Genomic DNA, 22,392 nt, shown 5'->3' on the forward strand with positions numbered 1-22,392 from the left:
TTTACTCCTTGGTGGCCTCAAAGCCCACTTCGGCCGGATCCAAATCATAATGCGCGCCGCAGAACTGACAGTCCGCTGTCACACGGCCCTCATCCGTCGTCATCGTTGCGATATCCTTGGCCGAATAGATCGACAGGCTCTGCCGAACACGATCTTCCGAGCATGTGCATCCGAAGCGGACCGCCTGCGTGTCATAGACGCGCGGTTGTTCCTCGTGAAACAATCGCAACAGCAACTCTGTCGGCGAAACCGAGGGGCCGATCAACTCAAGATCCTCGACGGTCGCCAGCAGCATGTTGACCCGGTTCCACTGCTCTTGCTCATCGCCCGAGACCAGATCTTCGGCAGTCAGGACCTCGCCGGTGCCTTCACCTTGAGCGGCAAAGGGCGACGCTTTGGGCATGTGTTGCAACATGACGCCGCCAGCGCGCCAATGCTCCGGTCGGCCCGGCTCTGACGATTTCCCAAAGCTGAGCGAGAACCGTGTCGGCAATTGCTCGGATTGCGCAAAATACGCTTCGGCACATTGCGACAGCGACGTTCCCGCAAGCGGTGTGATGCCCTGATATGGCTGCGTCCCCTCGCCCTGATCGATCAGGATGGCAAAGTACCCCTCGCCGACCTGCTCAAACGGTGCACCATCGGTAACACGCTCCTCATCGAAGCTGGCATACGCACGGATACGAGCAGGCTCACCCTCTTTTTCGGGGGCGTAGTAATCTGTGGCGATCATCCGCACAGGGCCCTTGGATTGAACCTGCAGCGACAGTTTCCAGCGCAAACTCATGGTCTGCCCAATCAGCGCGGTCAGCAACGCCATCTCTGCCACGAGGGCTTCTACCGCTTGTGGGTAATTGTGTTGTTTCAGTATCCCATCCAGCACACCGTCCAACCGCGCCACGCGGCCGCGCATGTCGGATGCATCAAGTTGGAAGGGCAGGACGGTATCGTCCCACGCGATTTTCGAACCAAGTGTCATGGGGTTTCCTTAACGGCCGGCTATTGGCATACCGACGCTATATAGGCTTTTCAGCATCAGAGGAAAGGGGGAGCCAGTGATCAAACGCTTTGGAGAGGTGCCGCGCAAGGATCAGCACTATCGTATCCGCCCCGGCGTCTATGCGTTATTGCCCCGTGATGGTCAGCTGCTGCTGACCTGCCAGTACGATCCTGCACCGGATTTTCAGCTGCCAGGAGGAGGTATAGATCCCAATGAGGCGCCAATCCCGGCCCTCCATCGTGAAGTCATGGAAGAGACTGGTTGGAAAATATCCACGCCACGGCGCGTCGGTGCGTTTCGCCGGTTTGTCTACATGCCGGAATATGACCTTTGGGCAGAAAAAATCTGCCATATCTATCTCGCACGCCCCGTTCTATGCCTCGGCGCACCGACAGAAGACGGTCACAGCGCGCTTTGGATGCCTGCACAGGCAGCGTCTCGTATATTGGGAAATGCGGGAGATCGTCATTTTTGCAAGCTGCTTTCGGATTGCAGCTAAAGTTTGAGCTGGGTCGCTCAGGGGCCCTGAAACTCAAACAGGGTGGCAGAGATATCATCTTCCAGCCCCTTATCGTCCCCCATGACCTGTGTCAGCTGCCAATAGAGTTCATCAAGGAACGCCTTGCCGCTTTGATGTGGGTCGCACCGCTTCACAAGCTCGACCAAGCCTTCGGTGTCGAGCATCGCACCGTTTTTCAAATGTGCCTCGGTAAACCCATCCGAATAGAGAAGTAGGCGATCGCCCTTCTCCATCATAAATTCTTCCTGATCATAGGTGACATCCGGCACCAGTCCGACCGGAACGCCGCCCTTGCCAATGAACTCCATTGAGCCATCAGCGCGCAAAAGCAGCGGGTGGGGATGACCGGCCTGTACCATCTTGACCAGACCTGTGCGCAGGTCTGCGATGCAGTAGGCCATGGTGAAATACTCTTCGATACCAGTGTCTGCGATCAGACGAGCGTTCAGGACGCTGGCCACATCCTCGGGGGGCCTCAATGCATAGAACCGGTTAAATTTATTCTCCATGCCGACATTTTGGTCAAAATAGGTCGACGAAAGATAACCACCCAAACGGGCAGTCATCATGGCAGAGGTGATACCATGGCCAGACACGTCGATCGAATAGAAGCCGAGGCGGTTTATACCCGGTGAGAACATCCCCACCAAATCACCTCCGATGTGGCCACAGGGCTCCAGCAACAGATTGACCTCGGACGCACCGAAGGATCGCGTCAACTCAGGCACCAGGGATTCCTGGATCTTGCGCGCCTGGATCAGGTCCTTGTCGATCGCATCATAGACGGTTTGCAGCTCATCCAGCGTTTCCGAAACGATACGGTTCTTTTCAAAGAGTTCCCGCTGCATACGCAGGATCCGTTCGCCCGCAGAGATACGCGCACGTAGCTCATCAGAGCTGACCGGTTTGGTGAGGAAGTCATCAGCGCCCGCGTCGAGACCCTCGGCGACCTCGTTCTTCTCGCTCTTGGAGGTCAGCAGGATGAAGTAGCTATAGGCCTCATTTGCTTCTGCCCGAAACGACCGGCAGAATTCAATCCCGTTCATGCCGGGCATCATCCAGTCACTGAGAATGAGATCGGGGGGATCGGCACGACAGATATCCATCGCTTCTTCACCACCTTCGGCTTCAACGACGTCAAAGCCCCACTTTTTGAGCGAGGCCACCAGGATGCGACGTTGCAAACGGCTGTCATCCACCACCAACACGCGTCGGATGGAGCCGCTCATAGGCACGTCTTCACCTTTAACTGAATGCTCTGGCAGCACCGACAATCCCTCATTAACGCGGCGTGTCCCCTTATGACCGTCTTAGAAAACACTTGATCGGCTTAATAGCTGATGAAAAATAAAATTTTAGTCGATTTTTTTTTCTTTACTATACTTTTACTTGCTTTGACATAGGCTACACACGTCTCGCCCGGAAGTGTTGGAAGAAGACGATGATTGATTGGCCACGTGTACGCGAACTGAAAGATGAAGTCGGCGAAGACGGCTTTGAGGAGGTGATCGAGCTCTTTCTCGAAGAAGTTGAAGGCGTCATCGAGAAGCTGAAATCGGGAGACCGATCCCAGCTCGAGCAGGATCTTCACTTTCTCAAGGGTAGCGCCCTGAACCTGGGGTTTCGTCACTTTTCCAGCCTGTGTTTTGATGGTGAGCGCCTGTCCGCCAACGGGAAGGCCGACAACGTAAATCTGTCCCAGGTGTTTTCCAGCTACGACCAATCCAAGTCGGAATTTCTTGCGGAAGTGAACAGCCAAGCCTGATTGCACTGGCGATGTCAGATCACGAATTGAGCAAGTGTCTCGTCGCTGGTGATATCCGTGTAGGTAAACCCAGCCGCGTCCAACTGCGCAAACAGCGGCGCAAAATTCTCCGGTCGCTTGGTTTCGATCCCGATCAAGACTGACCCGAAGTTTCGCGCCGATTTTTTCATATACTCAAATCTTGCGATATCATCCTCGGGACCGAGGATGTTGAGGAACTCTTTCAGCGCACCGGGGCGCTGCGGCAAACGCAGCAAGAAGTACTTTTTCACCCCGGAATAGCGCTGAGCACGCTCCTTGACCTCCGGAAGCCGTTCGAAGTCGAAGTTTCCGCCAGACGTCAGGCACACCACTGTTTTGCCCTTGATCCACGTACGTAGGTCGCCCAGCGCCTCAACCGCAAGCGCGCCCGCCGGTTCCAGCACAATGCCCTCGACATTCAGCATCTCGAGGATCGTGTTGCAGATCCGATCCTCAGGCAGGGTCAACACATCCGGCAGCGGCACGTTGCGCAGTATGTCGAAGGGCTGCGCGCCGATGCGACCCACGGCAGCGCCGTCCACAAAGGTGTCCACATGGCCAAGCGGCACAGGATGCCCTGCCTCCAGCGCGGCCTTCAGGCAGGCACCGCCCCGCGGTTCGACAAACAGCGCGTGCACCTCTTCGCCGAAATATTGCACCACGCCAGAAGACATGCCACCGCCACCGACCGGCAGCACTACATGGTCCGGTGCCTTGCCCAGCTGAGCCTCGATTTCCACGGCGATCGAAGCCTGGCCTTCGATCACATCTGCATCGTCAAAGGGTGACAGAAAATAACCACCCTCCTGAGCGCACCACTCCTGAGCGGCCTTCAGCGTGTCGTCGAAGTAGTCGCCGATCAGGTGGATTTCCACTGTGTCGCCACCGAACATCCGGGTCTTTTGGATCTTCTGCTGCGGCGTCGTCACGGGCATGAAGATCACGCCCTTCTTGCCCATCTGGCGGCACATATAGGCCATGCCCTGCGCGTGATTGCCCGCAGAGGCACAAACAAACAGATCCTTGCCCCCCTGCTTGCGCATTGCGTTCAGCGCGCCGCGGATCTTGTAAGATCGCACGGGACTCAGGTCCTCACGCTTGAGGTAGATGTCCGCGCCAAAGCGCTGGGACAGGAGTTCGTTGCGTTGCAGCGGCGTGGGCGGGAAGACATCGCGCATCGCCGCCTCGGCCGCCTTGGCCTGGGTCCGGAAGTTGGTCATGGGGATTTGGTGACCGAAAGCCGCGCCCAAGGCAAGAGGGCGCGGCAAAGCATTCGTTCGTATGCAGTCGATCTTAGAGAAGAGATCAGATTGGGCGCCCCTGCACGTAATGCCCATAAACGGTGGTCAGGATCGATACATTTACAAGGGTCATGATCAAGGCCATCGCGATAGCAAACACGAACCCGAGCGGTGCGAAGATGTAGATCGAAGCGCTGGTGATAACCTGAAGGAGCAGCTGAACGCCAATAAGAACCAGGAATAGAATGATCGCCGTACCAGCGGACCCCTTTGTTGCGTCAAAAGACGCGCTAAATGTCAGCTTTTCGCCGATCGCAGCTGCAGGCAGCACCGGCAGAAGCCGGAACAACAACACTCCGATCCCAATCACGGCGGGAACCAGCAAAATGAGCGAGAATATCGGAGAGCCGATGGCCGCTGCGACCCCTGCGATGACGAAGCTGGCCAACATCCAAAACAGAATCATGAACAATCCCAGCAACAAACCCATTCCAAAATACGCCAGAACTCGGTCTACGTGAAACTTCGGGATCCAGCCCGTCGGGTATTCCTCCAGCAAGACAAAACGATGCCAGCTGACAAACACCCACATCTCCACTGCGATAAAGATGATGATCGATAACAGAAGCGCCCCAACAAATCCGCCGCTTGGCACGTAACCTGCACTTCGCTGGATCTGCTCCAATTGACCGAATTGCCCCCACATAAGGGCAGTGACGCAGGCAAGCCCAATCAGGACGGGAACCAGCGCAATACGCACTGCCCAGCCCAAATTGCGCAGTACCATATTCAAAGAATGAGAAAATATTTTCCAACCAGTCACTTAAATACCCTCTAGGTCTAGAAACTCGAAGCGTACAATATCATCAGTTCACCAGTGCGAAACCCCGTAAACCTTGCAACCCGATGCAAAAGGCGCTACGGCGCTTGACGTTCTGATCAAGAGGAAAACCCATGTCCGCGCCCAAGAAAGTTGTGTTGGCCTACTCCGGTGGCCTTGATACTTCGATCATCCTGAAATGGCTGCAGACCGAGTACGGCTGCGAGGTTGTCACCTTCACCGCCGATCTCGGTCAGGGCGAGGAACTGGAGCCGGCGCGAAAAAAAGCCGAACTGCTCGGTATCAAGCCGGAAAACATCTTCATTGAGGACATCCGCGAAGAATTCGTACGCGACTTCGTCTTCCCGATGTTCCGTGCCAATGCGGTCTATGAGGGCCTCTATCTGCTGGGTACTTCGATCGCCCGACCGCTGATCTCCAAACGTCTGGTCGAGATCGCCGAAGCCACCGGCGCCGATGCGGTGTCTCATGGGGCAACTGGCAAGGGCAACGATCAGGTGCGGTTCGAACTTTCGGCCTATGCGCTGAACCCCGACATCAAGGTGATTGCGCCCTGGCGCGAGTGGGATCTGACCTCCCGCACCCGTCTGCTGGAGTTCGCCGAAGCCAATCAGATCCCGATCGCCAAGGACAAGCGCGGCGAGGCACCGTTCTCGGTCGATGCGAACCTCCTGCACACCTCCTCCGAGGGCAAGGTGCTGGAAGATCCCGCCGAAATGGCGCCAGATTACGTCTACCAGCGCACCGTCAATCCCGAGGATGCGCCGAATGAGCCGGAATTCATCGAGATCACCTTTGAGCAGGGCGACGCGGTTGCAATCAACGGCGAGGCGCTGAGCCCGGCAACGATCCTGACCCAGCTGAATGAGTATGGCCGCAAGCACGGCATCGGTCGTCTGGATTTCGTCGAGAACCGTTTCGTTGGCATGAAGTCCCGCGGCATCTATGAGACCCCCGGCGGTGATATCCTGCTGGAAGCGCATCGGGGTATCGAGCAGATCACCCTCGACAGCGGTGCTGGCCACCTGAAGGACTCGATCATGCCGCGCTATGCGGAACTGATCTACAACGGCTTCTGGTACTCCCCCGAACGCGAAATGCTGCAGGCCCTGATTGATGAGAGCCAAAAGCATGTTACCGGCACTGTGCGTCTGAAGCTCTACAAGGGCTCTGCCAAGACCGTAGGCCGCTGGTCGGATCATTCGCTTTATTCCGAGGCGCATGTGACCTTCGAAGAAGATGCAGGCGCCTACGATCAAAAGGACGCTGCTGGCTTCATCCAGCTGAACGCGCTCCGCCTGAAGCTGTTGGCAGCACGTGATCGCCGGGTGAAGTGATGAGTATCGACGACGACTTCGAAGAAGAGTTCCCGGAAGACGATCTGGAAGAAGAGCTCGACATGTTTGTCGAAGCTCAGGACGCGGTTTGGGCGGATGTCGTCACAGAGTTGAAAGCTGGAAAAAAGACGAGCCACTGGATGTGGTTCGTCTTTCCCCAGCTCGCGAGCCTCGGCAAATCGCACATGGCGCAACTCTACGGGCTGGAAGACCTGAACGAAGCCCGCGTGTATCTGGATCATCCGATCCTGCGCCAGCGCCTGATCGAAGTATGCGATTTGATGCTGACCCACGAGGGAGCGGATGCCGCAACGATCCTGGGACCGGTTGACGCAAAAAAACTAAGGTCATCGATGACGTTGTTTGCCGCGGCCCCCAATGCGCCGGAACAATGCGCTATGATCCTGCAGGTGTTTTATGCGGCGACGCCCTGCCCTCATACAGCTGAAGAGGTCGCCTGACCTATTCTGGCGGTGATAGGAAGATTTACACGTAGAAGGCCTGTCGCCGAACTGGCGAGGTTTGGTAACGTCACCTTGAGTGAGAAGAATAGGAGGGCAGCATGAAGCCTATTATCCTGAGCGGCCTGATGGTGTTTCTGGCTGCCCCTGCATTCGCGGATTTTGAGATCTGCAATGAGACTGCAAGCAAGGCGTTTGCGTCGATCGGCTACAAGGACGGTGATGATTGGGTGTCCGAGGGATGGTGGACCATTCAACCCGGAGACTGCAGCATTCCTGTCGTCGGAGATCTAGAGAATCGCTACTACTACATCCGTGCCGAGAGCGAGACCGGCAATTGGACGGGCGATTATTCCTTTTGCTACATCAACGATGAGTACACCATTCGCGGTGACGAGAACTGCACATCACGCGGCTACAAAACCGGTGGTTTCTTTGAGGTCGATACCGGCAATGCACTCGACTGGACACAGAACCTGACAGACTGAGCGCCGGTGGCTCCCCTTCCCTTCGGTCACGCTTGTCACATCGCGCCCGCAGCTCCTATGGCTGTGGGCGTTATCGTTGTGGGAGGGACATTATGCTGGAAGACATCGCAGGTGATATTCGCAAAGGCCTGGACGGGAAACGCTTTGACGGATCTCTGAAATTCGACTGTGGTGACGATGGCGTGATTATCCTCGACAATGGTCATGTTGCAACCGACGACCAATCAACAGATTGCACGTTGCGCTTGAGCACCGACAACCTCAAGAAACTGTTGCGTGGTCAACTGAACCCGATGACAGCGGTCATGATGGGGAAAATCAAGATTTCCGGCGACATGGCCGTCGCGATGAAGCTGGGAAAGCTGATCGGCTGACGTCGCCACAAGTATCAGGTGAACGCTCAGATCTTGATTGCCCGCATCTCCTCGTAGAGCGACAGTGCGTCATCCAGAACAGGCTGCAGGGCCTCTGGAACGGATGGCAGGTCCCCCTCAGGGCCGGCAAATCCGGTAGAATTCCACACGGCCCCGTACCAATGCGCAGCCCAGACACCGTCGTCCTTGTGACCGCCACGCGGCCAACTCAGCATCTCGGGCGAGAACGGCAGGTTGATCGCTTCGCAAAGGTGTTCCAGTTTTGCGGCAGGATTTTGACGAATGTCATAGCTGTCGATCACGACTGGCTGATGTCCCCAACCACGCAACATGGCTATTAGGTCCGCCTGCTGGGTGAACCCGATATCCTCTAGGCCAACCCTGTCATACTTCGCTGCGAAGGAGGCAATCACCCTTGCCGGATGGCGGATCAGAAAGACATTGGTCACCTCGCGCATCCAGTCGCGGGGCACAGATTCAATCATGTGCTGCGACATGTGCTTTTGGTAAAAATGCGGACGGGCACCTGGAATGGGACCCAGAAGCTGTTCGGAAACCGCATTTGGGTCCTGCGATTGGCTCTCCAATATCTCTTCCCGCATGGGATGCTGCAGCCCGGTCTGTGCCAGATAAGACGCGTAGAAAGGCTCATCGACCACAGCGCAATCGCTCCGAGCGCCAAAGGCATACATCATCGCAGTCGACAGGTTCCTCGGGCCGGACCACATGGCTATCCGCATTCTACTACTCCCTGACCTCTATTGGTTTTTGCCAGACGCTAAAAGAAACGCAGGGTGGTTCCAACCAGTAAACTACCGTCACCGATGCGTGACATTCGATGACAACGCCTTGGCCAGTCGTGCAGCGTCAGGCAGTTTGGTGGTCAGACAACGGAGGCCCTAGCAGTCAGGAGCACAGAATGGGACATCTGGATACACTGAAGCATGTCGCGCTTGCCGCCCTGATTGTTATTGGTTCACTCACCAAGGGCGCTGAACTGCGCGCTCAATCACAAGAAAGTTTGATCGTCGCCGGTGGCTGTTTTTGGTGCGTCGAAAGCGATTTTGAATCGGTGAAAGGCGTCAGCGAAGCAATCTCCGGATACACCGGCGGGACCACCAAGAACCCGACGTACAAGCAGGTCGGACGTGGCGGAACCGGTCACTACGAGGCCGTCAAAATCCTTTTTGATCCTGCGATCGTCAGTCGCGAGGCGCTGTTGAACCTATTCCTGCGCTCCATCGATCCAACCGATGCGGGTGGTCAATTTTGTGATCGGGGCGAACCCTACCGCACAGCCATATTTGTCTCTAACAAAGCGGAAAAGGCCCTAGCAGATCAGGTCAAGGGTGAAGCTCAGGCAGAGTTGAGCCGCGATATTGTGACGCCGATCCTCGATACTGCGACGTTCTACGAGGCAGAGGATTACCATCAGGACTACTACAAGGGCGACGGGTTGGTATTCACGCGTTTCGGTCCCTTGCGGCAATCCAAAGCTTACAAACGCTACCGCACGGCATGCGGGCGTGACGCCCGGGTTTCCGACCTCTGGGGTGACGCTGCCCCCTTCGCCAAGCTCTACTGACAGATATGGAAAAGGGGCCGCAGTGGCCCCTTCATCCTTTTTAACCGGTGCGGCTTGTGATGGAATCCACGGAGCCTAGAATTTCGCCTCTTGGACTTCCTTCAGATCCGGGATCACATCCGCAGCGCCGTGGCGCGTGACCATCAAGGCACCTGCCCGCGACGCCTGTGTCATCGCCTGTGCCATCGGCAACCCTCGATCCAGCGCCGCCAGCACATAGCCCGTAAACGTATCCCCTGCCCCTGTGGTATCCACGGGCGTAACGCTTTGCGCTGGGACATCTATCTTTGAACCGTCTCGACCATTGAAATGGCGTGCCCCCTTTGCCCCCAGAGTGACGATCACATCGTCAACACCGAGATCTTGCGGGGCCTTGCCGGTGGCAGCTTGTAGCTGCGCCGCTTCGACCTCGTTCAAGAACAACAGATCGATGAACGGCAGCACGGCCTGCACCGCCTCGGCATCAAAGGGCGCCGCGGCGTAGGCGACACGCAGGCCAAGCTGATGACCGATCCGTGCGGCTTCGGCCTGCATGTTGGTTTCATTCTGCATCAGCAGGATGTCCTCGGCATTGGCAGCCGTGAGTGCCTGACCGATCTGATCTTCGGTCAGGGCACGGTTGGCACCCGGGTAGAGAATGATCTGGTTCTCACCGCTTGGATCAACTGCAATGATCGCGTGACCGGTGGCGGTGTCCAGCTGCGCTATGTAACGCGTATCGACACCATATTCAGTCAGGCGATCAACGGTCCATTTGCCCTCCGGACCGACCCCACCAATGTGGCAAGCATGCGCCCCGGCCCGGGCCGCAGCAACGGACATGTTGGCTCCCTTGCCGCCCAGCCCCTGATCAAAGGAGCTGGCTGCAAGTGTTTCACCGGGCTCCGGCATATGTGGCAGAGCATAAACCATGTCGATGTTGATCGACCCGAGGTTCCAGATTGCCATGGTGATGCGTCTCCCCGTGCGTCAGCCGATATTGCAAGCCGCCAGAACGGCCATGTTCAGCACGTCATTGGCAGTCGAACTGGTAGAGCAGATCTGGATCGGCTTGTCGACGCCGGACAGGATCGGCCCCACAACGGTCGCGCCCCCCATTTCCTGCATCAACTTGACCGAGATCGAAGCCGAGTGCCGCGCGGGAACCACCAGAATGTTGGCGGGGCCGGACAGACGCTGGAACGGGTAATGCTCCTGAGCCTTGGCGTTCAGCGCGACATCCACGGTCATTTCGCCTTCGTATTCGAAATCCACCCCGCGTTTATCAAGCACGGTCGGCGCGATATGCATCTTTTCGGCGCGTTCCGAGACCGGATAGCCGAAGGTGGAGAAGCTGACGAAGGCCACGCGCGGCTCCAGCCCCATATGGCGAGCAACACCGGCGGCGCGTTCCGCAATGGTGGCGAGATCATTCTCGTTCGGCCATTCATGCACCAGCGTATCGCCGATCAGAACGATCCGCCCCTTGTGCAAAAGCGCTGTGACCCCAGCAGCCCCATGGTCGGCATCCGCATCAAAGACGTGGTTGATCTTTTCCAACACATGCGCGGACTTGCGCGTCGCGCCCGTCACCAGACCATCTCCATGCCCATGTGCCAGCATCAACGCCGAGAACACATGCCGGTCACGCGCCACCAGACGGTGGATGTCTTTCCGGTCAAACCCCTTGCGGTTCAGACGGTTATAAAGAAAATCCCGATAGGTGTCGAAATGCTGGGTGTTGGCCGCGTTGACCACATCAAGCTCTCGCACCGCATCGCCAAGTCCGGCCTCTTCAAGCTTCGCTTTGACGTCGTCCGGCCGCCCCACGACCAGCGCCTTGCCAAAGCCGGAGCGCTGATAAGTTACCGCCGCGCGCAGCACACGGGGATCGTCGCCCTCGGCAAAGATCATCCGGGATTGGGCGGCGCGGGCACGGGCATTGAGGCCGCGCAGGATGGATTGCGTCGGATCCATGCGACCACGCAGACCGTGTTCGTAGGCATCCATGTCGATGATCGGACGACGCGCCACGCCGGTGTCCATGCCCGCCTTGGCAACAGCAGGCGGAATGCGGTGGATCAGGCGCGGATCAAAGGGCGTCGGGATGATGTAATCGCGCCCGAAGGACAGCGATTTGCCATAGGCCAGCGCCACCTCGTCTGGCACATCCTCTCGTGCAAGACGCGCCAGAGCGTGGGCGCACGCGATCTTCATTTCATCATTGATAGCGCGGGCGTGAATGTCGAGCGCCCCGCGGAACAGGTAGGGAAAGCCCAGCACGTTGTTGACCTGGTTCGGATAGTCGGACCGCCCAGTGGCAACAATGGCATCCACACGCACCTCATGCGCCTCTTCCGGGGTGATCTCCGGGTCCGGATTGGCCATAGCAAAGATGACCGGGTTGTCGGCCATGGACTTGACCATCTCCTGGGTCACAGCACCCTTAACCGACACGCCAAGGAACACATCCGCACCATTCATGGCGTCTTCGAGGGAACGCAGCTCCGTCTTTACCGCATGGGCAGATTTCCACTGGTTCATACCCTCGGTACGACCCTGGTAGATCACGCCCTTGGTGTCGCAGACGATGCAATTGTCGTGCTGCGCGCCCATGGATTTCAGCAATTCGATGCAGGCAATGCCCGCAGCGCCTGCACCGTTGAGGACGATGCGCACATCCTCGATCTTCTTGCCGCTGAGGTGCAGAGCATTGATCAGACCGGCAGCACAGATCACCGCAGTCCCGTGCTGGTCGTCATGGAAGACCGGGATGTCCATCTCTTCCTTGAGCTTCTGCTCGATGATGAAACATTCAGGCGCCTTGATGTCCTCAAGGTTGATGCCACCGAAGGTCGGCCCCATCAGCTTCACCGCCTTGATGAATTCATCCGGATCCTCTGTGTCCAGCTCGATGTCGATGGAATTCACATCGGCAAAACGTTTGAAGAGAACCGATTTGCCCTCCATCACCGGCTTGGAGCCGAGCGCGCCAAGGTTGCCGAGCCCCAGAACCGCCGTCCCGTTGGAGATTACCGCAACCAGGTTGCCTTTGTTGGTGTAGTCATAGGCCAGCTCCGGGTTTTCGGCGATCGCCTCACAGGGAACCGCAACGCCGGGGCTGTAGGCCAGCGACAGGTCGCGTTGCGTGGTCATCGGCACTGTCGCCGACACTTCCCATTTGCCCGGCGTGGGCTCCAGGTGAAAGGCCAGCGCCTCTTCATTGGTGATCTTGGCTTTGGGCATGTCGGTCTACGTCCTCTCCTAGTCAAAAACCGTCATATCCCAGTGCCGAGATCCCCTCAATGCACGGCTTTCACAATTCACTGTTTTGCATTTCTTTCAAATCGCACCTTAAAATCGAAAGGGTTTGTCAAATTTCGGCCCCATTTCAGACCCGCATTCGCTATAGTTCTTTGGTGTTTCTTAACCGCACTTGTTGACCAAGTGGCGCAACGGCAGACCTGTCGGCTGCATATGCCAGAATGGCGCCCCCGTCTGTTCGGGACCTGTCCCAGCAGACCAATGAAACACGCATGCCAGTTTTTTGGTTATATAGGGGTGTACGTATGACAAGTATCAACACCAATCCAGGCGCCGAGATCGCGCTTAGGGTTCTGTCAAACAATCAGGTAGAGAAGGAGGATGTCCAAGACGACATCTCTACCGGCAAGGAGGTCGACAAGGCCAAGGACGCGCCAGCGATATGGGCGATTTCCGAAATCATGGGGTCCGATCTGGCCGGGTTCGAGGCTACCTCGAACGGGCTGAACATCGGGGAAGCCACCGTTGCGGTGGCCTCTGCCGGAGCGGAACAAGTCACCTCACTGCTGACCGACATGAAGGAGCTGACAATCCAGGCCGGCTCCGGCGTGGCGGACTATGCCATGATAGAGGAGCAACTGGCCCAGAAGACGGAGCAGATCAACACCATCATCTCTTCCTCTTCCTTCAACGGGGTCAACCTTCTGGCCACCAATGCGGATGGCAATGGCGGCACCGGCTTGGCAGTTGCGGCCTCGCAGGATCGCGCTGGCGACAACGCGCCGACGCAATCCACCATCACCGTGGACAGCGTCGATTTCGAGGGCAGCACAAGCTTTGACATCAACAACCGCACGGCGGTAACCGATGCCGCCTCCGCACGCACCGCGCTTGGTGAAATCGAGGGCTTCTTGCGCTACGCCACCGATGGCGCCGCCGCCCTTGGGGCCGGTGCGCAGCAGATGGCCGAGCAGGATGTCTTCCTCGACAAGCTCAGCGATGCCGTGAAGATGGGCATCAGCGAGTTGACCGACACCGACATGGAAGATGCTGCCGCCCGTTATGAGGCGCTGAGCGCTCAGGAGCAGTTAGGTGGCCTGTCGCTGTCGATCGCCAATGCATCCCCGGGTTCGCTTTTGTCGCTCTACTGACGACGACCCTGAAACAACGCCTTTGGCCGAACTCCGTGACTGTAGGGTTCGGCCTTTGGATTGCCGGGTTTTCCTCACGACTCGAGCCATGTAAACGTCATGCGACGTGACCGATGGGGGCCCGCATGACCGTTACGCCGATGATGGCGCAGTATCTCGAAATCAAGGCGCAATATCCTGATGCCCTGTTGTTCTATCGCATGGGCGATTTCTACGAGATGTTCTTTGAGGACGCGGTCAACGCGGCCGAAGCGCTGGATATCGCGCTCACCAAACGCGGTAAACATGAGAATCAGGACATCCCCATGTGCGGCGTGCCTGTGCATGCCGCCGAAGGCTATCTACTGACGCTGATCCGCAAGGGATTTCGGGTCGCCGTCGGCGAACAGCTGGAAAGCCCGGCAGAAGCCAAGAAACGTGGTGCCAAATCCGTGGTGAAACGCGATGTGGTGCGTCTGGTGACCCCCGGTACCCTGACCGAGGATTCGCTTCTGGAGGCCCGCCGCCACAATTTTCTCGTGGCTTATGCAGAGTTGCGCGATCAGGCCGCACTGGCCTGGGCCGACATCTCCACCGGCGTGTTCCATGTGATGCCGATCGCCCGCGTGCGCCTCAGCCCGGAACTGGCCCGGCTGGCCCCCTCGGAGCTGATCGTTGCCGATGGCCCCGTGTTTGACGCCACACGGCCCCTCGCCGATGAATACAAGATCCCGCTGACGCCGCTGGGCAAGGCGAGCTTTGACAGCAGCGCCGCGGAAAAACGTCTCTGTACCCTGTTCAATGTCGGTGCACTGGACGGGTTTGGCAGCTTCAGCCGGGCAGAGATTTCCGCCATGGGCGCGGTAGTCGACTATCTGGAGATCACCCAGAAGGGCAAGCTGCCGCTGCTGCAACCGCCCCTGCAGGAGGCCGAGGACCGCACCGTCCAGATCGACGCTTCCACCCGGCGCAATCTGGAAATCACCCGCTCGCTGTCCGGTGGGCGCGCCGGATCATTGCTGTCGGTGGTGGATCGCACGGTTACGCCCGGCGGCGGGCGTCTGCTGGAGCAACGCCTTTCAAGCCCCTCGCGCAATCTCGACGTGATCTCCGCACGCCTCGCAGCGCTGGACGCAACGGTCGAGGACCCTACCCGCTGCGACGCCCTGCGCGGCATGCTGCGCAAGACGCCCGATATTGACCGCGCCCTGTCCCGCCTCGCGCTGGACAGAGGTGGCCCACGTGATCTTGCCGGTATCCGCAACGCGCTGACCCAGGGCGAGGAGATCGAACGCGAGCTGCAGGGTCAGGACCTGCCGCCTCTGCTGATGGAGGCGGCACAGGCCTTGCGCGGCTTTGATGACCTGCTGGCCCTGCTGGACGCCGCCCTGATTGCAGAGCCGCCTCTGTTGGCGCGGGATGGCGGCTTCATCGCGCCGGAATTCGATCCCGAGCTAGACGAGGCCCGCACCCTGCGCGACGAGGGACGGTCCGTGATTGCCGGCCTGCAAAAGAAGTATGCCGAACACACCGGCGTCACCTCGCTGAAGATCAAGCACAACAACGTGTTGGGTTATTTCATCGAGACCACAGCGACCCATGCCGCCAAGATGCAATCCGCACCGATGTCGGAGACCTATATCCACCGTCAGACCACCGCCAATCAGGTGCGCTTTACCACGGTGGAGCTGAGCGAGATCGAGACCAAGATCCTGAACGCCGGAAATCAGGCTCTGGAGATCGAAAAGCGGCTCTATCAAAGGCTTTCTGGCGCTATTCTCGACTGTGCCGCCCGGCTTAACCAAGCCGCGCGGGGCTTTGCCGAACTGGATCTGGTCACCGCCCTTGCCGATCTGGCGCGGGGCGAGAACTGGACCCGCCCAAAGGTCGACGCAAGCCGCGCGTTTCACGTGGATGGTGGCCGTCACCCGGTGGTCGAGCAGGCTCTGCGCCAACAGGGCGGCGAGACATTTGTGGCCAATGACTGCGACCTCAGCACCGAGGATGGTGCCGCAGTCTGGTTGCTGACCGGTCCCAACATGGCGGGTAAATCGACCTTCCTGCGCCAGAATGCCCTGATCGCCGTGCTCGCCCAGATGGGCAGCTATGTCCCGGCAGAGGCCGCGCATGTGGGCATGGTCAGCCAACTGTTCAGCCGCGTCGGGGCATCGGATGACCTCGCCCGCGGTCGCTCCACCTTCATGGTAGAGATGGTCGAAACTGCCGCCATCCTGAATCAGGCCGACGACCGCGCGCTGGTGATCCTTGATGAGATCGGACGCGGCACCGCCACCTATGATGGCCTCTCGATCGCCTGGGCAACGCTGGAACACCTGCATGAGGTCAACCGCTCGCGCGCGCTGTTTGCCACCCACTACCACGAGCTGACGCAGCTGGCCGCCAAGCTACCCGGCGTTGACAATGCCACTGTCACCGTCAAGGAGTGGGAAGGCGAAGTCATCTTCCTGCATGAGGTCAAGAAAGGCGCTGCAGATCGGTCCTACGGTGTACAAGTAGCCCAGCTCGCTGGCCTGCCAGCCTCCGTCGTGGAGCGCGCGCGCAGTGTTCTCGACATGCTGGAGAAAAGCAGCCGCGAAGGTGGTGGCGCAGGCAAGGTGCAGATCGACGACCTGCCGCTTTTTGCCGCCGCTCCGCCGCCCCAACCAAAGGCCCCGGCCGCTTCACCGGTGCTGGACCTGCTTGAGGGCATCAATCCCGATGACCTCAGCCCGCGGGAGGCGCTCGAGACCCTCTATCGTCTCAAGGAAGAGGCCCTGATCAATAAAGAACGGCGCGCCTGAGGCACGCCGCTCTTTCATCTTTTCAACAAAAATATCCCCGCCGGAGGCCCGGGCCCGTATGGGCCCGATCACATCACGACGCCGGCGTGGACGATACGCCGACCTGCGCTGGACGCAGAAGACGGTCGTGCAACATGAAGCCCTCTGCGGACACCTGAATGATGTCGCCAGCCTTGGTGCCGGGCACCGGTGCCTCGAACATCGCCTCATGCACCTGCGGGTCAAAGCGATCTCCGACCTCGGGCGTTATCACCTGAATGCCGTGCTTCTGAAACACATCCCGCAGCGCCCGCATGGTCAGCTCGACCCCTTCGATCAGCGCGGCTGCAACCGCCTTCTGCTCGTCACTTGCGGCTTCGACAGCGCGTTTCATGTTGTCATAGACCGGCAGCATGTCGCGTGCCAGTTTGGAGCCGCCATATTGCTCTGCCTCGCGCCGTGCCTTGTCACCGCGCTTGCGGGAGTTTTCGGCATCGGCAAGGGCGCGCATGAAGCGATCCTTGTATTCGTCACGCTCGGCACGCAGGCTATCCAGCTCCAGCGCCTCGTCGTCATATTCCTCGGTCTGAGCCGACAGCTCCTCGGCTTCGGCTGCCTCGATATCATCCAAAAAGTCTTCGTTCTTGGGCTCTGCCATAATCCACCTCTAGCTCCGGTCGGATACCATTTTCCCGACCAGCTGTGCCGTGTAGTCCACGATCGGCACAATCCGTCCGTAGTTCAGGCGCGTCGGGCCAATGACCCCCACCGCGCCGATGATCTTTCGATCCGCGTTCATATAGGGAGACACCACCAAAGAGGAACCCGAAAGTGAGAAAAGTTTGTTCTCCGAGCCGATAAAAATGCGCACACCGTCGCCATCTTCGGTCAGTTCCAGGAATTCTGCGATGTCCCGTTTGCGCTCCAGGTCATCGAACAGGCTGCGGATCTTCTCCAACTCATCCGGAGCTCCCTCTTCCGAGAGGAGATTCGCCCGTCCCCGCACGATAAGCCGCGCCTGATCACTGCCATCATCTTCCCAAGCGGCGAGCCCGCTTTCGATCATGTCGCTGGCAAGCGTGTCGATTTCCTGCCGGCGTTTTTCGATTTCGGACTGCACGTCCTTGCGCACCTGCCCCAGCGTGCGCCCTTCGATCAGCGCATTGAGAAAATTCGCCGCCTCCCGCATCGAACTGGGGGTTTGCCCTGGCGGTGGTGTGAACAGACGGTTTTCCACATGCCCGTCCGAGAACACCAGAACCACCAGCGACCGGTCCTGCGCCAGAGACACAAACTCGATATGGCGCAACTCAGCCTCATGCTTGGGCGTCAGCACCAGAGAGGCACCATGGGTCACCCCCGACAGCGCCGCGCCGACACGGTCCAGCATGCCACTGACGTCGCTGGAATTGTCACCCAGCGTCCGGTCGATCGTCTCGCGGTCCTGCATGCTGGGATCGCCCATTTGCAGCAACCCATCGACAAACAGTCGCAGTCCCATTTGGGTCGGAATACGGCCTGCGCTCACATGTGGGCTGTCCAGCAGCCCTAGATATTCCAGATCCTGCATAACGTTGCGGACAGTGGCAGCACTGACCTTCTCGCTCAGCGAACGCGTCAGGGTACGGCTGCCGACTGGCCCACCGGTATCTAGGTAGTTTTCCACAAGAATACGAAACACCTCGCGCGAGCGATCGTTCATGTCTTGAAGTATGGAATTTGCGTCCGTCATCTCAATCCCACTGTTCCCGACAGATACGGTGAACGTACCTCCCCTTTTGTCACTAAAGCGCTTCGCTAGATATGGTCAATGACCCTTGCATCGCCAACCCCCCGGACGGTATCGACGGGGCAACAGCAAAAGGATATCCACATGCGACCCTCCGGACGTGCCCTGAACGAAATGCGCACCGTTACTTTCGAAACCGGCTTTACCAAACACGCGGAAGGCTCCTGCTTGATCAAGATGGGCGACACCCATGTGCTGTGCACCGCCACCATCGAAGACCGTGTGCCGCCATTTATCAAGGGGTCCGGTCTTGGCTGGGTGACGGCAGAATACGGCATGCTGCCGCGTGCTACCAACACCCGTATGCGCCGTGAGGCTGCCTCCGGCAAGCAAGGCGGACGTACCGTCGAAATCCAGCGCCTGATCGGCCGCGCCCTGCGGGCTGGCATTGATCGCGTCGCCCTGGGCGAGCGCCAGATCACAGTCGATTGCGATGTGTTGCAGGCCGATGGCGGCACCCGCTGCGCCTCCATCACCGGTGGGTGGGTTGCTCTGAGACTGGCTGTCAACAAGCTGATGAAGGCCGGAGACGTGAAGATGGATCCGCTGGTGGATCCGGTGTCTGCGATTTCCTGCGGCATTTACGCCGGTCAGCCGATCCTGGACCTGGACTACCCCGAGGATTCCGAGGCAGGCGTTGACGGTAACTTCATCATGACCGGCTCCGGCAAACTGATCGAAGTGCAAATGAGCGCTGAAGGCTCGGTCTTTTCCCGGGATCAGATGAATGAGCTCATGGACCTGGCTACCAAGGGCACATCTGAACTCGCCGAGATGCAAAAGGCAGCCTGCGCATGACCCGCAAGTTCGAAGGCGACACCTTGTTGGTCGCCACACACAACTCAGGGAAGCTGGGCGAGATCACCGAGATCCTCGCCCCCTTTGGGGTCAAAGTGGTTGGCGCGGCAGCGATGGACCTGCCCGAGCCAGAGGAAACCGAAGACAGCTTTGTAGGCAATGCAAGGATCAAGGCCCATGCAGCGGCGAAGGCCACCGGCCTGCCCGCGCTGTCCGACGACAGCGGTATCACCATAGATGCGCTAGACGGCGCGCCGGGGGTCTACACCGCCGATTGGGCCGAGACCGGTCAGGGACGTGATTTCATGCTGGCGATGACCCGCGCCAATGATGAAATTACCGCAAAAGGGCCAGACGCCCCCCGCAGCGCCCAGTTTCGTTGCACGCTGGTTCTGGCCTGGCCCGATGGCCATGACGAGGTGTTTGAGGGTGTAATGCCCGGTACGCTGGTCTGGCCCATCCTTGGCGAAGGTGGATTTGGCTACGATCCCATGTTTATGCCCGAGGGTTATGACGTGACCTGCGCTCAAATGGATAAGGCGGAAAAGAACCGCATCAGCCACCGAGGCCGCGCATTGGCCCAGTTCGTGCAGGGCTGTTTTGGTGGATGATTGGCGGAATGGGGGCTTTGGTCTCTACGTGCATTGGCCATTCTGTCAGGCCAAATGCCCCTACTGCGACTTCAACAGCCATGTAGTGAGCCAGATCGATCAGTCGGCCTGGGTCACCGCCTACCAGACCGAGCTGCGCCGTATGGGCGAATTGGTCCCTGATCGGCTTCTGAACAGCATCTTCTTTGGCGGCGGCACCCCATCCCTGATGCATCCGGACACGGTTGCTGCGGTGATCGACACTGCACGTGAGATCTGGCCCTTCGCCAATGACATCGAAATCTCACTGGAAGCCAATCCAGGATCGGTCGAGGCCGGTCGATTTGCCGGCTATCGCGACGCCGGCGTCAATCGGATTTCCATGGGTATTCAGGCGTTGAACGATGAAGACCTCCGCCGTCTTGGCCGCATTCACTCAGTGGAGGAAGCACGCAAAGCCTTTGACGTCGCCAGAAACTGCTTTGACCGTGTCAGTTTCGACCTGATCTACGCCCGCCAAGGTCAGACCCTTGATGCGTGGAAAGCGGAACTCTCAGAGGCGCTCAGCATGGCGATCGATCATCTGTCGCTTTATCAGCTGACAATCGAAGACGGCACCGCATTTGGGGATCGCTACGCAAGAGGCAAACTGCGCCACCTGCCCACAGACGACAATGCAGCTGACATGTACCTCGCCACCCAAGAGATTTGCGAATCCTACGGGCTACCAGGCTATGAGATTTCTAATCATGCCCGACCGGGCGCCGAGAGCCGTCATAATCTCATCTATTGGCGGTACGGAGACTACCTCGGGATTGGACCGGGTGCGCATGGTAGGTTATCTCTGAACGGCCAGCGGATGGCGACAGAAGCGCCTAAGGCACCAGGTGCTTGGCTTGAAGCGGTTCGCCAAGGAAACGGAACACTCCCGTTTGAACGGCTTTCCCAAGAAGATCAGGTCGTCGAACACATGATGATGGGGCTTCGACTACATGAGGGGCTAGACCTTGAACGCCACGGCAAACTCGCCTCCTCCCCCATTTCCGACGCCAAAATAGACGCTCTTCGTGAGCTCGGTATGATAGAAATCATCAATGACCGATTGTGTGCGACCTCCCAAGGTCGCGCGGTTCTGAACGCCGTTCTCAGAGAACTCCTGACGGATTGATAAATGAAAGCTATCTATCTCTGCCTTGGTCTTCTCAGCCTCCTTCTGGCAGTGGTGGGCGTTGCGCTTCCTCTCCTACCGACGGTGCCTTTCCTGCTTCTCGCTACCTTCTTCTTCGCAAGATCATCGGAACGGCTACATGTATGGCTTACCAGCCACGGGACCTTTGGCCCGATGATTCAGGACTGGCACGAATATGGCGCCATCCGTCCAAGAGCAAAAAAGGCGGCGACCTTATCAGTCGCCGCCGTTCTTTGCATTTCGCTATTACTTGAACTATCTTTTCATATCATAGCGATACAGGCGATCACGCTTTGTGCGGTGATGATTTTCATTTGGACCCGGCCTAACGGCTAAGACGATTGCACAAGTCATCCAGCTGATCCAAAGTTTCGTAGGATATCGTCACAGCACCGGCCTCGCCGCCTGGTTTGTGATCGATTGATACCTTCATTCGGATCATCGCAGACAAATCAGCCTCCAATGCACGTGTATCGGCATCTTTCTCCGCCTGAGTTTTCGGCTTCTTTGTAGCAGGACTACCGGAGATACCAGCCGCGTCCTTCTTCACCAACGACTCGGTTGCACGAACCGAAAGCCCACCTTTTACGATTTTTTTAGCGAGCTCAGATGCATTGTCTGACGTGATCAATGCTCGCGCATGACCCGCAGACAATTTTCGATCAAGGACAAGATCTTGAACATCTTCAGGTAGATGGAGCAGCCGTACCAAATTCGCGATATGGCTTCGGCTCTTCCCAAGCGCCTCAGCCATCTTTTCTTGCGTATGTCCGAATTTGTCCATCAATTGCTTATAGCTCTGAGCTTCCTCGAGAGCGTTAAGATCGGAACGTTGAATGTTCTCGATGATCGCAACTTCAAACATCTCGACGTCAGAATAGTCGCGAATGAGCACAGGAACTTCATGTAGCTGCGCAGCTTGCGCAGCGCGCCACCGACGTTCCCCCGCCACGATCTCGTACATTCCGCCATCGCGCGGGCGCACAATCAAAGGCTGAAGAACACCCTTTTCTTTGATAGACGCGGTAAGATCGTCGAGGTCTTCCTGCAAAAACTGGCGACGCGGCTGATCAGGGTTTGCCTGAACTTTCTCAATCGGGACAAGAATTTCAGCATTGCGTGGCGTCCGTACACCATCTGTGCTGACAGGTTCCGCGTTCACGTCAGCCATCAATGCAGAGAGGCCACGCCCCAGGCCGCGCGGTTTGGGTTTCTTATCTGCCATTCTGTGCCCCTTCTA

At 58.1% G+C, this 22,392-nt stretch carries 23 protein-coding genes; 13 read left to right on the forward strand and 10 right to left on the reverse strand.

Annotation, left to right across the window (positions count from 1 at the left end):
* Window position 1: 1 nt before the first annotated feature.
* Window positions 2-979, reverse strand: a complete 978-nt coding sequence (locus R0J92_RS11875) for an Hsp33 family molecular chaperone HslO (RefSeq protein ID WP_106162440.1) — start codon at window positions 977-979, stop codon at window positions 2-4.
* Window positions 980-1,055: 76 nt separating this feature from the next.
* On the opposite strand from R0J92_RS11875, the gene R0J92_RS11880 reads away from it, so the two are divergent.
* Window positions 1,056-1,499: an NUDIX hydrolase gene (locus R0J92_RS11880; protein WP_106162441.1), complete on the forward strand. Its 444-nt coding sequence runs from the start codon at window positions 1,056-1,058 to the stop codon at window positions 1,497-1,499.
* 17 nt (window positions 1,500-1,516) lie between these two features.
* Here the strand turns inward: R0J92_RS11880 and R0J92_RS11885 are convergent, their stop codons facing one another.
* A complete protein-coding gene (locus R0J92_RS11885) occupies window positions 1,517-2,749 on the reverse strand; it encodes a fused response regulator/phosphatase (RefSeq protein ID WP_317384865.1) in 1,233 nt (410 codons plus the stop codon).
* A 212-nt stretch (window positions 2,750-2,961) separates the two neighbouring features.
* Between R0J92_RS11885 and R0J92_RS11890 the strand changes: the two genes are divergently transcribed.
* Window positions 2,962-3,285, forward strand: coding sequence for an Hpt domain-containing protein (locus tag R0J92_RS11890; protein ID WP_106162443.1), 324 nt, complete (start codon window positions 2,962-2,964; stop codon window positions 3,283-3,285).
* Window positions 3,286-3,299: 14 nt separating this feature from the next.
* On the opposite strand, the gene ilvA is transcribed toward R0J92_RS11890, so the two are convergent.
* Window positions 3,300-4,526 (reverse strand): threonine ammonia-lyase IlvA, encoded by a 1,227-nt coding sequence (gene ilvA / locus R0J92_RS11895; RefSeq protein WP_411051820.1) that lies wholly within the window; start codon window positions 4,524-4,526, stop codon window positions 3,300-3,302.
* Between the two features lie 85 nt (window positions 4,527-4,611).
* The gene (locus tag R0J92_RS11900; RefSeq protein WP_106162445.1) at window positions 4,612-5,370 is read right to left on the reverse strand and encodes a hypothetical protein; all 759 of its coding nucleotides are present in this window, start codon (window positions 5,368-5,370) and stop codon (window positions 4,612-4,614) included.
* 131 nt (window positions 5,371-5,501) lie between these two features.
* On the opposite strand from R0J92_RS11900, the gene R0J92_RS11905 reads away from it, so the two are divergent.
* The 4 genes from R0J92_RS11905 (at window position 5,502) to R0J92_RS11920 (ending at window position 8,048) form a co-directional block, all read left to right on the forward strand.
* A complete protein-coding gene (locus R0J92_RS11905; protein WP_106162446.1) occupies window positions 5,502-6,725 on the forward strand; it encodes an argininosuccinate synthase in 1,224 nt (407 codons plus the stop codon).
* Window positions 6,725-7,186, forward strand: coding sequence for a DUF1810 domain-containing protein (locus R0J92_RS11910; protein WP_106162447.1), 462 nt, complete (start codon window positions 6,725-6,727; stop codon window positions 7,184-7,186). Before R0J92_RS11905 ends, R0J92_RS11910 begins: the two co-directional genes overlap by 1 nt.
* A gap of 101 nt (window positions 7,187-7,287) precedes the next feature.
* Window positions 7,288-7,674, forward strand: a complete 387-nt coding sequence (locus R0J92_RS11915) for a DUF1036 domain-containing protein (protein WP_411051821.1) — start codon at window positions 7,288-7,290, stop codon at window positions 7,672-7,674.
* A 92-nt stretch (window positions 7,675-7,766) separates the two neighbouring features.
* A complete protein-coding gene (locus R0J92_RS11920) occupies window positions 7,767-8,048 on the forward strand; it encodes an SCP2 sterol-binding domain-containing protein (RefSeq protein ID WP_106162449.1) in 282 nt (93 codons plus the stop codon).
* A 26-nt stretch (window positions 8,049-8,074) separates the two neighbouring features.
* Here the strand turns inward: R0J92_RS11920 and R0J92_RS11925 are convergent, their stop codons facing one another.
* Complete coding sequence (locus R0J92_RS11925) at window positions 8,075-8,788, reverse strand: HAD family hydrolase (RefSeq protein WP_411051822.1); 714 nt, start codon at window positions 8,786-8,788, stop codon at window positions 8,075-8,077.
* 179 nt (window positions 8,789-8,967) lie between these two features.
* Here R0J92_RS11925 and msrA point away from each other — a divergent pair, with 179 nt between their 5' ends.
* A complete protein-coding gene (msrA, locus tag R0J92_RS11930) occupies window positions 8,968-9,633 on the forward strand; it encodes a peptide-methionine (S)-S-oxide reductase MsrA (RefSeq protein ID WP_411051823.1) in 666 nt (221 codons plus the stop codon).
* A 75-nt stretch (window positions 9,634-9,708) separates the two neighbouring features.
* Here the strand turns inward: msrA and R0J92_RS11935 are convergent, their stop codons facing one another.
* Window positions 9,709-10,581, reverse strand: a complete 873-nt coding sequence (locus tag R0J92_RS11935; RefSeq protein ID WP_411051824.1) for a ribokinase — start codon at window positions 10,579-10,581, stop codon at window positions 9,709-9,711.
* Between the two features lie 21 nt (window positions 10,582-10,602).
* On the reverse strand, window positions 10,603-12,858 hold the full coding sequence (locus tag R0J92_RS11940) for an NADP-dependent malic enzyme (RefSeq protein WP_106162453.1): 2,256 nt from the start codon (window positions 12,856-12,858) through the stop codon (window positions 10,603-10,605).
* A 323-nt stretch (window positions 12,859-13,181) separates the two neighbouring features.
* Here R0J92_RS11940 and R0J92_RS11945 point away from each other — a divergent pair, with 323 nt between their 5' ends.
* Window positions 13,182-14,027: a flagellin gene (locus R0J92_RS11945; protein WP_106162454.1), complete on the forward strand. Its 846-nt coding sequence runs from the start codon at window positions 13,182-13,184 to the stop codon at window positions 14,025-14,027.
* Between the two features lie 125 nt (window positions 14,028-14,152).
* Complete coding sequence (gene mutS / locus R0J92_RS11950) at window positions 14,153-16,807, forward strand: DNA mismatch repair protein MutS (protein ID WP_411051825.1); 2,655 nt, start codon at window positions 14,153-14,155, stop codon at window positions 16,805-16,807.
* Window positions 16,808-16,880: 73 nt separating this feature from the next.
* Here the strand turns inward: mutS and R0J92_RS11955 are convergent, their stop codons facing one another.
* Both R0J92_RS11955 and hrcA read right to left on the reverse strand, forming a co-directional pair.
* Entirely contained in the window at window positions 16,881-17,444 is a 564-nt protein-coding gene (locus R0J92_RS11955; protein ID WP_106162455.1) for a nucleotide exchange factor GrpE, read from the reverse strand.
* A gap of 9 nt (window positions 17,445-17,453) precedes the next feature.
* Complete coding sequence (gene hrcA, locus R0J92_RS11960) at window positions 17,454-18,518, reverse strand: heat-inducible transcriptional repressor HrcA (RefSeq protein ID WP_106162456.1); 1,065 nt, start codon at window positions 18,516-18,518, stop codon at window positions 17,454-17,456.
* Window positions 18,519-18,659: 141 nt separating this feature from the next.
* On the opposite strand from hrcA, the gene rph reads away from it, so the two are divergent.
* From rph to R0J92_RS11980, 4 genes are read left to right on the forward strand one after another with little or no spacing between them, the layout of a single operon-like run.
* The gene (rph, locus tag R0J92_RS11965; protein WP_411051826.1) at window positions 18,660-19,373 is read left to right on the forward strand and encodes a ribonuclease PH; all 714 of its coding nucleotides are present in this window, start codon (window positions 18,660-18,662) and stop codon (window positions 19,371-19,373) included.
* On the forward strand, window positions 19,370-19,984 hold the full coding sequence (gene rdgB / locus R0J92_RS11970) for an RdgB/HAM1 family non-canonical purine NTP pyrophosphatase (protein ID WP_411051827.1): 615 nt from the start codon (window positions 19,370-19,372) through the stop codon (window positions 19,982-19,984). The genes rph and rdgB overlap by 4 nt, the downstream gene beginning before the upstream one ends.
* Window positions 19,977-21,131: a radical SAM family heme chaperone HemW gene (gene hemW / locus R0J92_RS11975; protein ID WP_411051828.1), complete on the forward strand. Its 1,155-nt coding sequence runs from the start codon at window positions 19,977-19,979 to the stop codon at window positions 21,129-21,131. Before rdgB ends, hemW begins: the two co-directional genes overlap by 8 nt.
* 3 nt (window positions 21,132-21,134) lie before the next feature.
* On the forward strand, window positions 21,135-21,488 hold the full coding sequence (locus R0J92_RS11980) for a YbaN family protein (RefSeq protein ID WP_411051829.1): 354 nt from the start codon (window positions 21,135-21,137) through the stop codon (window positions 21,486-21,488).
* Here R0J92_RS11980 and R0J92_RS11985 read toward each other — a convergent pair.
* On the reverse strand, window positions 21,478-22,377 hold the full coding sequence (locus R0J92_RS11985) for a ParB/RepB/Spo0J family partition protein (RefSeq protein ID WP_411051830.1): 900 nt from the start codon (window positions 22,375-22,377) through the stop codon (window positions 21,478-21,480). The genes R0J92_RS11980 and R0J92_RS11985 overlap by 11 nt on opposite strands.
* Window positions 22,378-22,392: the final 15 nt, after the last annotated feature.

The sequence above is a fragment of the Tritonibacter sp. SIMBA_163 genome, assembly GCF_046535935.1.
GTDB classification, from domain to species: domain Bacteria; phylum Pseudomonadota; class Alphaproteobacteria; order Rhodobacterales; family Rhodobacteraceae; genus Epibacterium; species Epibacterium scottomollicae.

What these genes read in the sequence shown, in the direction of transcription:
- R0J92_RS11985 (WP_411051830.1), bottom strand. Translation starts at nt 22,377, where the DNA reads ATGGCAGATAAGAAACCCAAACCGCGCGGCCTGGGGCGTGGCCTCTCT.
- ilvA (WP_411051820.1), bottom strand. Translation starts at nt 4,526, where the DNA reads ATGACCAACTTCCGGACCCAGGCCAAGGCGGCCGAGGCGGCGATGCGC.
- R0J92_RS11920 (WP_106162449.1), top strand. Translation starts at nt 7,767, where the DNA reads ATGCTGGAAGACATCGCAGGTGATATTCGCAAAGGCCTGGACGGGAAA.
- R0J92_RS11885 (WP_317384865.1), bottom strand. Translation starts at nt 2,749, where the DNA reads ATGAGCGGCTCCATCCGACGCGTGTTGGTGGTGGATGACAGCCGTTTG.
- R0J92_RS11890 (WP_106162443.1), top strand. Translation starts at nt 2,962, where the DNA reads ATGATTGATTGGCCACGTGTACGCGAACTGAAAGATGAAGTCGGCGAA.
- R0J92_RS11940 (WP_106162453.1), bottom strand. Translation starts at nt 12,858, where the DNA reads ATGCCCAAAGCCAAGATCACCAATGAAGAGGCGCTGGCCTTTCACCTG.
- R0J92_RS11905 (WP_106162446.1), top strand. Translation starts at nt 5,502, where the DNA reads ATGTCCGCGCCCAAGAAAGTTGTGTTGGCCTACTCCGGTGGCCTTGAT.
- R0J92_RS11955 (WP_106162455.1), bottom strand. Translation starts at nt 17,444, where the DNA reads ATGGCAGAGCCCAAGAACGAAGACTTTTTGGATGATATCGAGGCAGCC.
- R0J92_RS11945 (WP_106162454.1), top strand. Translation starts at nt 13,182, where the DNA reads ATGACAAGTATCAACACCAATCCAGGCGCCGAGATCGCGCTTAGGGTT.
- rdgB (WP_411051827.1), top strand. Translation starts at nt 19,370, where the DNA reads ATGACCCGCAAGTTCGAAGGCGACACCTTGTTGGTCGCCACACACAAC.
- R0J92_RS11935 (WP_411051824.1), bottom strand. Translation starts at nt 10,581, where the DNA reads ATGGCAATCTGGAACCTCGGGTCGATCAACATCGACATGGTTTATGCT.
- R0J92_RS11875 (WP_106162440.1), bottom strand. Translation starts at nt 979, where the DNA reads ATGACACTTGGTTCGAAAATCGCGTGGGACGATACCGTCCTGCCCTTC.
- R0J92_RS11915 (WP_411051821.1), top strand. Translation starts at nt 7,288, where the DNA reads ATGAAGCCTATTATCCTGAGCGGCCTGATGGTGTTTCTGGCTGCCCCT.
- R0J92_RS11925 (WP_411051822.1), bottom strand. Translation starts at nt 8,788, where the DNA reads ATGCGGATAGCCATGTGGTCCGGCCCGAGGAACCTGTCGACTGCGATG.
- hrcA (WP_106162456.1), bottom strand. Translation starts at nt 18,518, where the DNA reads ATGACGGACGCAAATTCCATACTTCAAGACATGAACGATCGCTCGCGC.
- R0J92_RS11910 (WP_106162447.1), top strand. Translation starts at nt 6,725, where the DNA reads ATGAGTATCGACGACGACTTCGAAGAAGAGTTCCCGGAAGACGATCTG.
- rph (WP_411051826.1), top strand. Translation starts at nt 18,660, where the DNA reads ATGCGACCCTCCGGACGTGCCCTGAACGAAATGCGCACCGTTACTTTC.
- R0J92_RS11980 (WP_411051829.1), top strand. Translation starts at nt 21,135, where the DNA reads ATGAAAGCTATCTATCTCTGCCTTGGTCTTCTCAGCCTCCTTCTGGCA.
- msrA (WP_411051823.1), top strand. Translation starts at nt 8,968, where the DNA reads ATGGGACATCTGGATACACTGAAGCATGTCGCGCTTGCCGCCCTGATT.
- mutS (WP_411051825.1), top strand. Translation starts at nt 14,153, where the DNA reads ATGACCGTTACGCCGATGATGGCGCAGTATCTCGAAATCAAGGCGCAA.